We start from the raw sequence: 13412 nt of genomic DNA, 5'->3' as shown, positions 1-13412 counted from the left end.
CGGCTGCCAGTCTGCCGACGGCACCTTCCTGGCGTACGGGCCGCGCCGTGACCTTCCCACGCTGCCGTCCTGGCTGGCCGCCGTCAACGACACCCGTCACCTACCCGCCGCGGCCCCGGTACAACGCCGCGTCCGCACTTGACGACGGTCGGCGGCACGAAGGTTCATCGACCTGTGCCAGACCACCGCGACGCCTCGTGCTCCGGCGGCCCAACCGGTCGCCGACGTGAACGGACGGCCGGTGCAGCAGCCGGCAGATGCCGGATCGACCGCTCAGAGTCCCGGCGCCGACCCGGCTCTACTTCGGCTCGAGCGGATCCGCCGTACCGTCGCCGGCCTCACCTCCTTCCTGGACTGGCTCATCACCACGAGCCAGCACTGCGGCCTGTCCCGGAACACCCTCATCCAAATCCGATCGAGTTGGCGCACCGTACGAGACGAGCTGGCGCTGCCAGCCGATCAAGGCTTCGACACCGTGGCGCCCGAGGCGCTCATGGAGCAGGTGACAATCGTTCGCGGAAAGACGATGGTCAGCAACGCCACCTGCATCACCCGACTACGCCGCGCTTTCGAAATCCACCGCGCCTGGCTTGACGGCGACCCAGGTTGGGACACCAAGCTGCGCGTCTCGCGAAAGACCGCATCCGGTACCTACGTTACGCGGTTGCCGCTGCGGCCCGGCATGGACATCGCCATCGAGCTTCCCCACGACCTGACCGTCGCCGAGGCGCACCTGTTGTCGACCTGGCTCGCCACGCGCGCACGCGGCTGACCAGTCCCACCTTTCTGCGGCCTCCACCCGGCCGAGTGGAGGCCCCGCCAATGCGCCACACGGCGCTCGACAGTGGGCAGACGCGGCGCCCACGGTTGGCCTGTCATCGGTCGACTTGGCCCAACGCCCGTAGCCCGACATCTCTTCGGTCACGCCATCGCGCGTCACGAGCCTCAGCCGCTAACGGTCGATCACCACGCACAGTGCCCAAGCCGGAGAAGGCGAGCCCGTGGCGGGGTCGGCGGTCTCTTTCGGGCGGGTTGTCTACTGGCGGCCGATGGAGTGACCCTGGCCACGCAGCCGTCGGGCCCAGCCCGCAACGGTGTGCCTGGGCACACCGAAGTGATCCGCGACAGCAGCGATCGACCCGGTCAGCCGGTAGACATCCATCACCTGTTCCGGCTCAGGCATCCGCCGATAGGGACGCGGAGCGGTCGCAGTGGAGTCCGGTGCCGAGCCACCACGAGCCGTCGCCTTCGCAGTTTTCTTGGCCGCAGTGGCCTTCTTCGCCGTCGCCCTGCGAGCACCCGACTTCCCGGCTGCGGTCTTCCGGGCTGAACCGGTCCCTGCGGCACCTTTCCTGGCCCGTCGGCGGGGCGCGGCAGCAGATGGTTCGGCGGATACCGGCGCAGCCACCGCCCGCTCCGGTTCGTCGACACGGTCCGCTGCCGGGGCCGGCGTCGACGCGGGAGTGACCGATGGTAGCGCCTGGGGCTGAGCGGCGACCGTCAGCGCACGGATCAGCAGGTTCATGTCGATCGGCGGCAGGTCGGTTGCAGTAAGGCCGCCGCCGGCAGCCGCCCGCACGGTCAGCTCCGTGATGCGGGCCTGACCGGTCGACGTGTCCACCCGTACCGTGGTGAACGCGTTGTCTGCGTCGCCCGCCGCGGTGTTGTCCGGCGCGATCGTGATGACGAACCTGCTCATAAAGACTCCTCAATTGGGCTGCCCTGCGCTCCCACACTGTCGCGTCGACTGACGCGACCGTCTGCCATGCCAGGGTTGGGTAAACCTAACCTCCATCGACCGATGACGAAGAGACTACATTCGGATCGACCACGCACTGCCACGAAGGGGTCAGCCGAGGTGAGGTCCGCCCGGCTTGGCGATATCGCAATTCGACGCCTAAGGTCCGATCCCGGGCCGAGGTAGATGCCACGGGCCGCCCGGCAGTATCGCCGCGCGACCGATGTTCGGCGAACGGGATCGTCCCGAGGCCCGCGTGCGGCGGGCCCTTTGCAACCCAGCACCGCCAGCTCGACAAGCGGATCCTGTGGGGACTGCCGGGCCCGGTTCCTCGCGGCCTGGTACTCAGCACCTCGGCAGTCCAGTGTTACAGGGGCGGGCGGTGAGGCGTGCCGGCCGCCGAGGGCCGGTCTCGCTCCCAAATCGGACGGCCCAGGCCAGCTTCGCTACGAATGCCTCATCCGAACACGGTCAACCGATTGCCGCCAACGGCGTTCCAGCATCGGAACCTCGGCGAGTCCGGTCGCATTCGTCCATCGTGAACGCGTCCCGACAAGTCCCTCAGACGCCTACAGCTTCCCCCTCTGCCTCCTCGGCGTCGGTCCATTCTCGCCGACCGTTCACCCTCCACTTTCCACACTCGTCATCCCGAAAGGACCACCCGCGATGAGCGCCCCACACCACCGCACCCACCACCCAGCCGAGCACACCGGCGGTGACGCGTCCGCCGACAAGCGCGAGGTTTGGACCGTCGAACGGATCCGCGCCCTCGGCGCGGTCACGGACCTGCCGACCGCCGCCCGCATCTTCGGAGTCTCCCGCGCGGGCGCGTACGACCTGGCCAAGCGCGGCATTTTTCCCGTCGCCGTGCTGCGGTTCGGTACCCGCTACCGGGTTTCGGTCGCGGCCATCCTGCATGCCTTGGACGAGTCCGGCAATGGACAGCCGACCGACCCGGCCTCGTCCCAGACGACTTGACGCGCTGCCGAAGGCACGCGTCGATCAACCCGCGTCGAATCCGCAGCCGTCCGGCTGCCGCATATCACCGAAGGAGCCACCCAGATTGGCGCAAGGATCCGTCTTCAAACGCTGCGCCTGCCGAGACGACAACGGCAGGAAACTCGGAACACGCTGCCCCCAACTCCGCCGGACCGGCGGAACATGGAGCCCCACACACGGCCGATGGGGATACCAGCTCGAACTCCCAACCATGCCTGGCCAACGGCGGCGACAGCTGCGTCGTACCACATTCGAAAGCCGCGACGCGGCCGTAGCCGACCGCGACCACGCCAAGGCCCTGCTCAGCTTGGCCAACGGAGATGCCACGCTCGCCGCCGAGATCGCCAACCTGCTCCTGGAGGTAGGCTCGGGCGCACCGCTACCGAACCGCGATGCCATCGCTCGACGCGTCCGCGCTGGGCTACCCGCCACCATCGACATGACCGTCGCCGAATACCTGGCGCAGTGGCTGCGATCGCGGCGCAGAATCGCGGCGAGCACCGCGGTCGGCTACGAATCACATATCCGGGTCCACCTCACCCCACATCTCGGCACCATCCCATTAGTAAGGCTGAGAGTCGAAGACATTGAGGCGATGTACGACGCGATCATGGACCGAAACACCGCGATCGAAATCGCCCGGCAAAGCGAGGACGCCCAGACCCGCGCCAGCGTCAAAGGTATCCGGACCACCGGGCCAGCCACGATGAACCGGATCCGAGCCACCCTACGTAAGGCACTCAATGACGCCATCACCAGGCGCCTCATCGAGTTCAACCCGGCTGCGCATGTGGAACTACCCTCCGGGGCACGGCCCAAGGCCCGGGTATGGACCGACAACGCGGTGCGCAGGTGGCACGAAACCGGCGAACAGCCCAGCCCTGTCATGATCTGGACGCCGCAGCAGGCAGGCCAGTTTCTCGACTACGCCGAAGACCACGACATCATCCTCTACCCGCTGTTCGTCCTCATCCTCCATCGTGGACTACGTCGCGGCGAGGCGGTCGGACTACCCGACACCAACGTCGACCTCGACAACGCCCTTCTCAGGATCACCCAGCAGCTGACCACAGTCGGCTACACCCCGGTCATCAAGGACGTCAAAAGCGAATCCGGCGACCGAACCGTATCCCTGGACAGCTTCACCCTCGCAGCCCTACGCACGTACCACGCTCGCCGTGCCAGATGGAGACTGGTCAGCGGCCCGTCCTGGCCCGACACCGGACTCTTCTTCGTCCAACCCAACGGACAACCCTGGCATCCCGAGACCGTCACCGGACGATTCGAACAACTCGTCCGTGGCGTCGGGCTTCCCCCAATCCGCCTGCACGACCTGCGCCACTGCGCCGCCACCTACCTCAAAGCGGCCGGCGCTGACCTCAAAGACGTCCAAGAGACGCTCGGCCACTCCTCGATCACCATCACCAGCGACACCTACACTTCCGTTATCGCCGAACTCGACATCGAACGTGCCAAGGCCGAAGCCGCCGCAGCCCTGGTGCCACGCCGTCCGCAAACAGCCGCCTGACGCAACGCCAAGGGGCACCATCCACCTGCAAGGAAGCCAAGCGTTACCGGCGATCGCATGCACGGCCTGGGTCGTGCCATCGGGCAAAGGGGCGAGGCATAAGTCCCAGCCTCCTCTTCATCCGTGTCCCCACCATCGTCGTTCACACTGGGCACGACAGCATGACCGACGGCACGATGACCGTCGAGGACGTGATCGACCAACCGATTCGGGATCTCGCCCGCGCTCTGAAGCCAGCGCAACGCAGCATGCACGCGTCCTGGCGCCAGTCCAACCTCTACTACCAGCACGTCGACGAACTCGCGGCGGCTGCCCCCGACCAGGCCGTCCCGTTCATCACCGCAGCCAAACTCGCAGGCATCAACATCCACCTCGGCCGCGCGCTCGACGCCGTCCGTAGCAGCCCACACCAGCAGGACTCCATCGACCAGGTCACCCACAACCTCGTCGACATACTCCTCGGCGTCCTCGACCTAGCCGAGTACCTCGATGCCGACCTCGGCCAACAACTCACCGAACAACTCGACACCGCGATGCGCGGCTTCACAGCCAGACAGCCAAAGCGGTTCTAACCCTCGGACGCCCGCCGACCACGCGCATACACCTTCCCATCTGGCTCGGCAAACGAGCCCCGGCGGCACGCAGCCGTGCTGGCAGATCCCCGGCAGGCGCGGGTTAGTTGCTCGCGAGCCGGCCGACCCCCGCAAGCATGCTGGACGAGGCGGGATCGTCGCTGAAGTCTCGGGGATCGTCGCTGGCGGGTCGCCACTCGGTGACCCATACGAGGCCGGGGTCGACAAGGTGGAAGCCGTCGAAGAACCGTAGGATCTCGTCCCGTGTCCGTAGGCCGGCAGGCGTGGTGGTCCGCTGTCGGTAGACCTGCAGGGACGTTTGTACGCCGCTACCTTCGAAGCCGTCCGGAACCACGTGCGTGATCGCGATGTAACTTCCGGGTGCCAGGACGTCGCGGATCGCGGCGACTGCCTCGTATGCCTCGTCACCGGGAAGGAACGGGAGCACCGCGAACAGCAGGACGGCGACTGGCTCGTCTAGGTTGAGCAGCTTTCGAAGCTGCGGATTGTCCAGGATCGCGTGGGGCTCGCGAAGATCACCGCGAAGTGCGATCGCACCGTCGTTGTCCCGCAGAATCTCGCGGCCGTGCATGACGGCGACGGTGTCCGCATCCACGTACGCCGTCCTGGTGCCCACAGCGGTCTCCTGAGCTACCTGGTGCACGTTCCGCTCGGTCGGGATGCCGGACCCGATGTCCAGGAACTGGCGGATGCCGACCTCGCCGACCAGGTACGCCACCACTCGCCGCAGCATGGCTCGGTTGACCCTGGCCAGTGCCGGAATCGTCGGGGTGGCGGCGATGACCCGCTGTGCGGCTTCCTGATCGGCCGGGAAGTTGTGGTAGCCGCCGAGGTAGTAGTCGTACATGCGGGCGGAGCTGGCGTCTGCGATGTTTGCCCCGGCCGCCCAGCTGGGCAGTTCGGGCGCGGGGTTCGCCCTCTGGTCGTTTGTCACGTGGTCCGGTCCTTGTCGACGGATGGTTTGAAGAGGTGCTCTTCGATGGGAACGCACAGCTTGCCGACGTGGTCGAATACATTGCGGTACACGTCGATCTGTGCTTGGTCCTCCAGGTAGTGCGCGCCGACCTGTGTTTCGAGGTAGACGAAGGTGGGGTCGAGAGGGTCGTTGAAGGCGAGCAGAGCGAAGCCGCCGGTCATGGCGGGATGGGCCCCCGCCGTCCAAGGCAGGATCCGAATGTCGACCTTCGCGCGCTGCCTCAGCAGTCGAAGGTGCTGAATCTGACCTGCCATCAGCTCCGGGCTGCCAACCTCCCGGGCTAGGACGCCCTCGCCGAGCAGTGCCGTGATCTCGATCGCCGGGTCGCGGTCGAATACCGCCCGTTGGCGTTTGGCCAACAGCGCCAAGTGCCTGTCCAGACCGGCTTGGTCGGCGTCTGGATGCGACGCCTGGAAGACAACGGTGGCGTAGTCCACGGTCTGAAGCAGACTGTGGACCAGGTCCGGTTCGTAGGACATCAGACGGTCAGCGGCAGCCTCCAGCCCGATGTACGGCCGGAACCAGGCGGGCAGGATGTCGGAGAAGTCCTCCCACCAGCCACGCTCGCCCGTGCCGTCTGCGAGCCGGACGAGCGCCTCGGTGACAGACGCGTCGGCCTGATACACCCGACACAGCTCACGCACGTTCCTCCGTTTGACAGTGCGTAGACCCTGCTCGATGAAGTACAACGTGGACTTGGACAGGTCCGTCTCGGCGAGAATCTGGCGCTCAGTCAACCCAGATGCGTCCCTCAACTGGCGCAGGCGACGGCCAAGCTGCTTGCGTACCAGGGTGGGACCCTGCACAGCCATGCCTGTCTCCAACGCTCGTGCCGACTGGAACCTTGGCCGGTCGATCCTCGGAGGCTACCGCAGATCAGGACCGCGGCGACAGGTTTCGTGGCGAAACGTTGCGTTTGGCAAATTGCGGTGTCAAGCTAGTGGTGGTTCCAGCATGCCAGGCAACGCGCCAGGGCACGGTGTTCCTCTGCCAGGCGGCCGACAACTGGGCCCGAACGACACGTCGCGACCCGGGGGAGGCTGGCGATGACCGCTTTGGCTATGAGACCGCTCCAGGTCGTTGGACGCACGGCCGCGGATGTCTGAGCATGCGGTACTCAAGCGCTCAGCGCTCGATCGTTTGGCGCCGTAGACCGATTGCGCGGCGTCGCGCCTCCAACATTCGGCTACGCAAAATGATCATGGCGCTCCGCAAGGAGAACGCCCGCCTGGAGGCCGAGCGAGACACATGGCGAGAGGCCGCCCACCACGACATGCTGACCGGGGTACTGAACCGGCGCGGCCTCTACAGCAGCGCCCCGTCAGCACTCGCGGCGGCGGATGCTCTCGCGGTCGTCGACGTTGACGCGTTCAAACACATCAACGACGAGTTCGGCCACGACGTCGGCGACGTCGTGCTCGTAGCAGTGGCTCGCCACCTGGCCGAGACATCGACTGGAGGACTGGTCGCTCGTCTGGGCGGCGACGAGTTCGCTGTCGTGCTCACCGCACCCGGGCGGCGAGCGACCGCGGCGTGGCTCCAGCACATCACTGGTTCCCTGGCAACATCCATCAACGTGGCCGGCCTGACCGTCACATTGTCGGTCGGGATCGCGCCGGTCGCCGGCGAGCTAAGCATCTTCGAGCTGTTACGCAGAGCTGACAGCGCGATGTATCGCGCGAAGGCCGGCCATACGGCAGAAGGCTCCGCCATCCGCAGTACTGGCACCCACGCTTATGACACAACGGTTCCGGGCGGTCAAGGAGTTCAAGGCTGGCTGACACGACGGTATGGCGCACGCGTGGATGCGGAGCCGCACGACCGGCATTCCCCAGCATCGTTCCTGGCGGCTGTATGCCGCTTCCATCCCCAGAGATAGCGGTTGGCGAGGTCGGCACCGTGAGAAGTCGGCACCTCCGGCCACTCCAGCGGACCGCACCTGCACTGGGAAATCCGCCACGGCCACCCGGCCACCGAAGCTAACGCCGTCGACCCGCTCGACCAGCTACGCGGCGTCCACTAGCTCGCTCCCGGGCAAGGTCAGCGCCCGGCACAGACGTTCGTACTCCTGCGGCGTTCCGATCGCCGCGCGGTACTGCGGATAGAACAGATAGTGGTTGATCACGGCAGCGACGAACGCCGGATGGGTCGCCACCACCTGCGGCAACGCCACACTACGCGCCCCCGGCCGCACCCTGGCCGCGCCACGGCGACGCACCAGATCGGGTCGGGCCAAGCCGATCCAGTTGACTGACCACCCGATCGAGCTTGACACATGCGGATACGGGCCGACCGCGATCGCGTCCCACGGCACGACGTGCGTGCCGAAGCGACCGAACAGACCCACCCCATCCGGTCGCAACTCGATCCGGGGCCGATCACGCAACGACGACAGGACCATCAGCGCCACCAAGACCACCACCGGCACCAGTACGACGAGCGCCACGATGGCAAACACGAAATCGTCGGAATTGCCCGACGTAAGATCGCGCAACGGCGAGCCGGCCACCGACACCAACATCGCGAGCAACCAGGACATATGCGCGGCGACCTGAAGGGCCGCGGGCGGTGCGACGAACACGCCATCGCGGACGTCAAGAGCGGCCGAAAACGCCGACCGCCTCATCGACCACCAACCCAACGCCCCCAACCCGAATATCACCGCGAACGGCAGAAGCAGATTGAGCACGAAACTCCACCACGCCGGAGACCGGTCGAACCGCCAGCCGCCACCGAGCAGCCACGCCCCACCCAACACCACCGTGGCCGCGATCAGCAGCCGGGCACGCACGACCATGGCATGCAGTCTGGAACCCCGCCGGAAACATCAGCAAGTCCCGAAAGCGCAAACAAGTCAAGCCCCAAGAGGTTCACAAAGGGATGCTGCCCACTGAGCGCGAGCGCAAGCGGCCCGACCACCATGCTGCTCGAAATCCGTCTAGGTTGTCGGCCTCACCACGCTAACGCGCACCCGCCTACGGACGCACCGCCCCTGGCCGTCGACCTCCATCCCGCGCCCGCTCGCAACGACGCTGCAGTCAGGCACACCACCGTGGAACCGCGAGCAAGATCAACTTGCGTGATGCAGAGAAACTTCGAACGCCGCAAGGTCGCCCTCGGCACTTGCGGACGCTCCTACGCCACCCCCTGCATCCACGAACACTCATGTCTGCATTGCCCACTCCTGCGGCCTGACCCCGCCAGCCGCCACCGGCTCGAAGAAATCCGCGACAACCTCCTGGCCCGCATAGACGAGGCCAGGCGGGAAGGCTGGCTCGGAGAAGTCGACGGACTTCAGGTCAGCCTGGCCGCTGCCCGACAGAAACTGGCCCAAGTCAACGAACTCGCCACCACCCACCGCGGCACCGTCCAACTCGGCTTCCCGCACATCGCCGGCCGCGCCACCAGCGGACAGGGACGCCAGCGAGACCATTAACCCACGCCCGTGTTCTGGACCGGCCTCCCCACCGGTCCCGCAGCCACCGAGGCGAAGCACGTGCACATCATTAAGAACGGCAGTGCGGCCTCCGGAGGGCAGAGCCCGCCCGGCGGGCACCCGTGGTCGCCGAGACCGGTCTCTACGATGTGCTCAGATCGGGCATCCGCCGTGGCGTACGGGCCCTCTGATGGACAGCTCAAGCCCTCGTCCGAGCGGTTGTCGGCGGCGCGGCCTGGGCGCATCGTCGCTAAGCTAGTCCCGGCAAACGCTAAGGGGGAGGAAGGTAGTTTTGTCGCAGGATGTCGACGCTGCCGGCGATCAGCCGAAGCCCAAGATAGACACAACGGTGGCGCACAACGCCCGCGTCTGGGACTACTGGCTCGGCGGAAAAGACAACTACGCCGTCGACCGGCAGGTCGGCGACCAGGTCAAGCAGATGTTCCCGGTCATCGTCGATGTGGCCCGCGCGGACCGTCAGTTCCTGACCCGAGCGGTGCGCTACCTCACCGGCGAGGTCGGCATCCGCCAGTACCTCGACATCGGCACCGGCCTGCCCACTAATGACAACACCCACCAGGTCGCCCAGGCCATCGCACCCGAGACCCGCGTGACCTATGTGGACAACGATCCGCTCGTGCTGGTACACGCCCGAGCCCTGCTCAGCAGCGGCCCGCAGGGCACGACCGACTACCTCGACGCGGACGTGCACGATCCGGATGCGATCCTCACGGGCGCCCGGCGAACCCTCGACTTCGACCAACCGGTCGCGGTCATGATGTTGGGGATCTTGAACTTCGTCCTGGACACCGACGAAGCAACCACGATCGTGCGTACGCTGGTCGACGCCCTGCCCACCGGCAGCCACCTGGTGATCACGCACCCCACCGAGGAACTCGGTGGCGAGGCGAACGTACCGGCGATGCAGTTCTGGAACGAGCACGCCACCCCACCAATCCGTGCCCGCGCCGGCGAAGAGATCGCCGCCTTCTTCGACGGGTTGGAACTGGTCGACCCCGGACTCGTTTCCTGCGCGCTCTGGCGGCCCGAGACCAACGAACCAGGGCGTGTGCCCCAGTATGGTGCTGCCGGCCGCAAGCCATAGACGTGTGGCCCTTGCCATCGATGTGTCCCTCACGCCAGCGAACCTTGTCCCGGTGACGGTTTGTGTCATCGAGGTTTGTACGCCGGATTGAGGCGGATCGGTCCTCAGCCACTGGCGCAACTGCCATCAGGATGTTCGAGATCGACGGAGCGATAGAGGGCAGCAACTGTTCGTTAGCATCGGGTCGTGGCGGCGACAGCGGCAGGGAACTATCGTCGGACACCGCTCGAACGAGCCGATCAGCGAGTCTCATGGATGCGCCCGGACCAGGCATTCTTCGCGGCTGGAGCGTGTCACATCCTGGCCTGGGTTTGTCGGGAGTTACACCCTGAAAGGCCGATCGGGATCACCGGGCTGCGCTTGGCCGCAGAACAGCAAGTCTTCCACGTCTATGCAACCTGGAACGGCTGGGCGTTCGACCACTCAGGTTGGAATCCCGAGCCCCAGCTGTTCAAGGTCAACCAGGACTTCGAGGGCCGCCCGCTCGAGCGCGTGACGATCGCGTCTGATCTCGCCGCCTTTTGCGCGGAGCACAACTCCCGCATGCCCAATCAGTATTGGCGGGACCCGCTTCCCCGCGCGCGCGACTACGCGGTTGGGTACCCGCCACCCTGGGAGTCTGGCCGCAGACAAACGTGAGTGGATGACTTCTTCGTTCACTCGCGCGTAGGCACTGCCGAGGCAGGTCTGGCTGGTAGGCGGCCACTGCGAGTCGCCGATCCCTGCACGCCGCACCACGCGATGTCCTGGCTTGACATCGTCATTGTTGGTCCTGGGCGCGCTCGGTGGCGATGGCTTGCAGGAGTTGCCGTACCTCGGTGACTTCGGTGTCGCCGGCTTCGTTGAACAGGGCCTCGGCTTGGTGCAGGTAGTCGATGGCTTCCTGCTGCCGGTTGCCGTGTCGGGCGAGTTCGCCGAGCCCGAGCAGGGCCAGGGCCTGTCCGCGTGGCCAGACCAGTGCCCGTGTCGCGGTTAATCCGGCGGTCAGCTCCACGGCGGCGGTGTGAGTGTCTGCGGCTTTGGTTAGCGCGCGGCCCCAGAGGATTCGGGCGTGGGCGTGGTTGAGCGGGTCGGGGGTGGGCAGGGCGGCGAACAGTTCGACCGCGTGGGCGAGCAGTCCGGTGCCGGTTTCGAGATCGCCGGCAGCAATGTATGCCCGGCCGAGGGTCACGGTCGCCAGCGCGGCCCGCCGTGGGGCGCCGAGTTGGTGGTAGTCGGCCAGCGCCGCGCGGCTGGCGGCGATCGCTTGTTCGTGCCGGCCGAGAGCGATTGCGGCGGTGCCGTACCCGGCAAGTGCCCCCGCCCGCTCGTAGATGTCACCGGCCTGGTCGGCCGTCTGCTGAGCCTGGGTGAACAGTTCTGTGGCCTGGTTGTGGTCGCCGCGGTCATTGCAGCCCCAGGCTTGGCGGGTCAGGGCCGCGGCCAGGTAGGTCGGGTGGTGCAGGTGGCGGGCGCAGTCGGTCGCGATCTGGTCGACCACCTGCCGGTCGTGGTGATGGCGGTGCAGGTGGAACAGTGGCCACGACGCGTAGGCCAGCCCGTAGGCGAGCAGATGCCAGCCCTGCGCGGCGGCTGCGGCGACGGCGTCGACCAGGTTGACCCGCTCGAGTTCAAGCCAGTCGGCTGCCGCTTGGCGCCCGCCGAAGTCGGGTGGCACGGCTAGCCCTTGCTGGGGGTGGAAGTCGGCCAGGTATCGCTGGTAGCCGGTCAGCTGGCCAGCGGCGGCTAGGGTCCCGGCCAGGTACCACTGGACGATCCGGCGCGTGGCCTGCTGCCGCTCCGGTTCGCCGGGGCCATGCGCGCGGGCGTACGCCGCGACCGGGTCGGGGTACCAGTACCGGCCGTCGGCGTCCACGGTAAGCAGTTGGGTGTGGACCAGCGCGGCCAGGGCCGCGCGAGTGTCCGCGGGTGGCAGGTCGGTGCCGGCCGCGGCGGCGGGTGGGGTGAAGTCCGGCCCGGGGTGGGCGGTCATGATCGTGAGCAGGCGCTGGGCCGGCTCGGGCAGACGGTCGTAGGCGGCGGCGAACGTGGCGGTCATGGCGGTATCTCCATCGGTGGTGGCAACGGCGGCGGTGAGGGTGTCGGCCAGGCGCCGCGCGGTCTGGCCCGGGTCGGCGGCCAGGTGGGCACCGGCGACGGCTACCGCGAGCGGCACCCCGCGGCAGGCGCCGACTAGGCGTGCGGCGGCGGCCGGGTCGCCGGTCAGCCGCTGCGGGCCGGCGACGTGGCCCAGCAGGGTGGTGGCGGCGGCGTCGTCCAGCGGTCCGACGGGCAGCAGGTGGGCGCCTGCGGCGACCAGCGCTGGCAGGGCGGTGCGGGCGGTCACGTACACCAGGCAGTGCGGGTTGGCCGGCAGCAGCGGTTGCACCTGCTGCGCCGAGTGTGCGTTATCCAGCAGCACGACCAGCCGGCGAGCTGCGGTGACCGACCGCCACAACGTCACCAGCTCATCCACGTCATGCGGCAGGCGTGGCTCCGGAACCCCGACCGAACGCAGCAACCTCGCCAACGCCACCGACGCCGGCAGCGGGCCACCGCCACCTGTGCCGCGCAGGTCGATGTAAAGGTGGCCGTCCTGCCCCCGGTCATCGGCCGCGGCGGCCTGGACAGCGAGGGCGGTTTTGCCCACCCCGGCTGCCCCCACCAGCAGCACCACGACCCGCCGGCGTCCCACCTCGCCACACAGCCGCCGTAGCCGGGTCAGGTCATCGGCGCGGTTCACCCACCAGGCGGCCGGTGGAGGCAACTGCCGTGGCGGCGGCAGCAGCCGCCCCAGCTGAGTCAGCTGGGCGGCGACATCCGGGTCGGCCAGCGCCGCCGCGCGTAGGAACGCGCGGACCGCGATCAGGGCCTGCCCGTCCAGGTCGTGGTGGTCGAGGGCGGCGGCGACTGCGGGGTCCGCGGCGGCCCGGCCGCGCAGCCGCCGTACCAGGGCTTTGCCGCCTTCGGCCATCCCGTCGACCGCCCGGCCGGCCACCGCGCTGGCGACCGCCGCCAGCAGCGGGTCATCGAACATGCCGACCCTCCACCACCGCAT

At 67.6% G+C, this 13412-nt stretch carries 13 protein-coding genes and 1 pseudogene; 9 read left to right on the top strand and 5 right to left on the bottom strand.

Translation table 11 applies throughout. The features are described 5' to 3' along the window. Window positions 1-241: 241 nt before the first annotated feature. Complete coding sequence (locus ACFFIA_RS31090) at window positions 242-772, top strand: hypothetical protein (protein ID WP_377257637.1); 531 nt, start codon at window positions 242-244, stop codon at window positions 770-772. A 264-nt stretch (window positions 773-1036) separates the two neighbouring features. On the opposite strand, the gene ACFFIA_RS31085 is transcribed toward ACFFIA_RS31090, so the two are convergent. Further along, on the bottom strand, window positions 1037-1699 hold the full coding sequence (locus tag ACFFIA_RS31085) for a hypothetical protein (RefSeq protein ID WP_377257635.1): 663 nt from the start codon (window positions 1697-1699) through the stop codon (window positions 1037-1039). A 705-nt stretch (window positions 1700-2404) separates the two neighbouring features. Here ACFFIA_RS31085 and ACFFIA_RS31080 point away from each other — a divergent pair. From ACFFIA_RS31080 to ACFFIA_RS31070, 3 genes are all read left to right on the top strand, one after another. Further along, the gene (locus ACFFIA_RS31080; protein ID WP_377257633.1) at window positions 2405-2716 is read left to right on the top strand and encodes a helix-turn-helix domain-containing protein; all 312 of its coding nucleotides are present in this window, start codon (window positions 2405-2407) and stop codon (window positions 2714-2716) included. A gap of 85 nt (window positions 2717-2801) precedes the next feature. Beyond that, on the top strand, window positions 2802-4265 hold the full coding sequence (locus tag ACFFIA_RS31075; protein WP_512700727.1) for a tyrosine-type recombinase/integrase: 1464 nt from the start codon (window positions 2802-2804) through the stop codon (window positions 4263-4265). 161 nt (window positions 4266-4426) lie between these two features. After that, a complete protein-coding gene (locus tag ACFFIA_RS31070) occupies window positions 4427-4837 on the top strand; it encodes a hypothetical protein (protein WP_377257629.1) in 411 nt (136 codons plus the stop codon). A 103-nt stretch (window positions 4838-4940) separates the two neighbouring features. On the opposite strand, the gene ACFFIA_RS31065 is transcribed toward ACFFIA_RS31070, so the two are convergent. Beyond that, complete coding sequence (locus tag ACFFIA_RS31065; RefSeq protein WP_377257627.1) at window positions 4941-5792, bottom strand: SAM-dependent methyltransferase; 852 nt, start codon at window positions 5790-5792, stop codon at window positions 4941-4943. After that, window positions 5789-6646 carry a helix-turn-helix domain-containing protein gene (locus ACFFIA_RS31060; RefSeq protein ID WP_377257625.1) on the bottom strand — a complete coding sequence of 286 codons (858 nt, stop codon included), beginning with the start codon at window positions 6644-6646 and terminating at the stop codon, window positions 5789-5791. Before ACFFIA_RS31060 ends, ACFFIA_RS31065 begins: the two co-directional genes overlap by 4 nt. 383 nt (window positions 6647-7029) lie before the next feature. Between ACFFIA_RS31060 and ACFFIA_RS31055 the strand changes: the two genes are divergently transcribed. After that, window positions 7030-7713 (top strand): GGDEF domain-containing protein, encoded by a 684-nt coding sequence (locus tag ACFFIA_RS31055; RefSeq protein WP_377257623.1) that lies wholly within the window; start codon window positions 7030-7032, stop codon window positions 7711-7713. A gap of 27 nt (window positions 7714-7740) precedes the next feature. Continuing rightward, a pseudogene (locus ACFFIA_RS31050) lies at window positions 7741-7857 on the top strand (M23 family peptidase); the annotation flags it as partial. On the opposite strand, the gene ACFFIA_RS31045 reads toward ACFFIA_RS31050, so the two are convergent. Next, on the bottom strand, window positions 7840-8631 hold the full coding sequence (locus tag ACFFIA_RS31045; RefSeq protein WP_377257621.1) for a hypothetical protein: 792 nt from the start codon (window positions 8629-8631) through the stop codon (window positions 7840-7842). The pseudogene ACFFIA_RS31050 and the gene ACFFIA_RS31045 overlap by 18 nt on opposite strands. 282 nt (window positions 8632-8913) lie before the next feature. Between ACFFIA_RS31045 and ACFFIA_RS31040 the strand changes: the two genes are divergently transcribed. From ACFFIA_RS31040 to ACFFIA_RS31030, 3 genes are all read left to right on the top strand, one after another. Continuing rightward, window positions 8914-9270, top strand: a complete 357-nt coding sequence (locus ACFFIA_RS31040; protein ID WP_377257619.1) for a hypothetical protein — start codon at window positions 8914-8916, stop codon at window positions 9268-9270. A gap of 292 nt (window positions 9271-9562) precedes the next feature. Beyond that, window positions 9563-10375, top strand: coding sequence for an SAM-dependent methyltransferase (locus tag ACFFIA_RS31035; RefSeq protein WP_377257617.1), 813 nt, complete (start codon window positions 9563-9565; stop codon window positions 10373-10375). Window positions 10376-10561: 186 nt separating this feature from the next. Then, window positions 10562-11014: a hypothetical protein gene (locus ACFFIA_RS31030; RefSeq protein ID WP_377257615.1), complete on the top strand. Its 453-nt coding sequence runs from the start codon at window positions 10562-10564 to the stop codon at window positions 11012-11014. Window positions 11015-11135: 121 nt separating this feature from the next. Here the strand turns inward: ACFFIA_RS31030 and ACFFIA_RS31025 are convergent, their stop codons facing one another. After that, window positions 11136-13391: an NB-ARC domain-containing protein gene (locus ACFFIA_RS31025; protein ID WP_377257613.1), complete on the bottom strand. Its 2256-nt coding sequence runs from the start codon at window positions 13389-13391 to the stop codon at window positions 11136-11138. Between the last annotated feature and the right edge of the window lie 21 nt (window positions 13392-13412).

Origin of the sequence: Phytohabitans kaempferiae, from assembly GCF_042433955.1 — a bacterium.
GTDB classification, from domain to species: Bacteria; Actinomycetota; Actinomycetes; order Mycobacteriales; family Micromonosporaceae; genus Phytohabitans; species Phytohabitans kaempferiae.
The sequence above is the reverse complement of the archived record's forward strand: the minus strand, read 5'-3'. Positions and strand labels throughout refer to the sequence as shown.

What these genes read in the sequence shown, in the direction of transcription:
- ACFFIA_RS31070 (WP_377257629.1), top strand. Translation starts at nt 4,427, where the DNA reads ATGACCGACGGCACGATGACCGTCGAGGACGTGATCGACCAACCGATT.
- ACFFIA_RS31055 (WP_377257623.1), top strand. Translation starts at nt 7,030, where the DNA reads ATGATCATGGCGCTCCGCAAGGAGAACGCCCGCCTGGAGGCCGAGCGA.
- ACFFIA_RS31045 (WP_377257621.1), bottom strand. Translation starts at nt 8,631, where the DNA reads ATGGTCGTGCGTGCCCGGCTGCTGATCGCGGCCACGGTGGTGTTGGGT.
- ACFFIA_RS31025 (WP_377257613.1), bottom strand. Translation starts at nt 13,391, where the DNA reads ATGTTCGATGACCCGCTGCTGGCGGCGGTCGCCAGCGCGGTGGCCGGC.
- ACFFIA_RS31085 (WP_377257635.1), bottom strand. Translation starts at nt 1,699, where the DNA reads ATGAGCAGGTTCGTCATCACGATCGCGCCGGACAACACCGCGGCGGGC.
- ACFFIA_RS31080 (WP_377257633.1), top strand. Translation starts at nt 2,405, where the DNA reads ATGAGCGCCCCACACCACCGCACCCACCACCCAGCCGAGCACACCGGC.
- ACFFIA_RS31060 (WP_377257625.1), bottom strand. Translation starts at nt 6,646, where the DNA reads ATGGCTGTGCAGGGTCCCACCCTGGTACGCAAGCAGCTTGGCCGTCGC.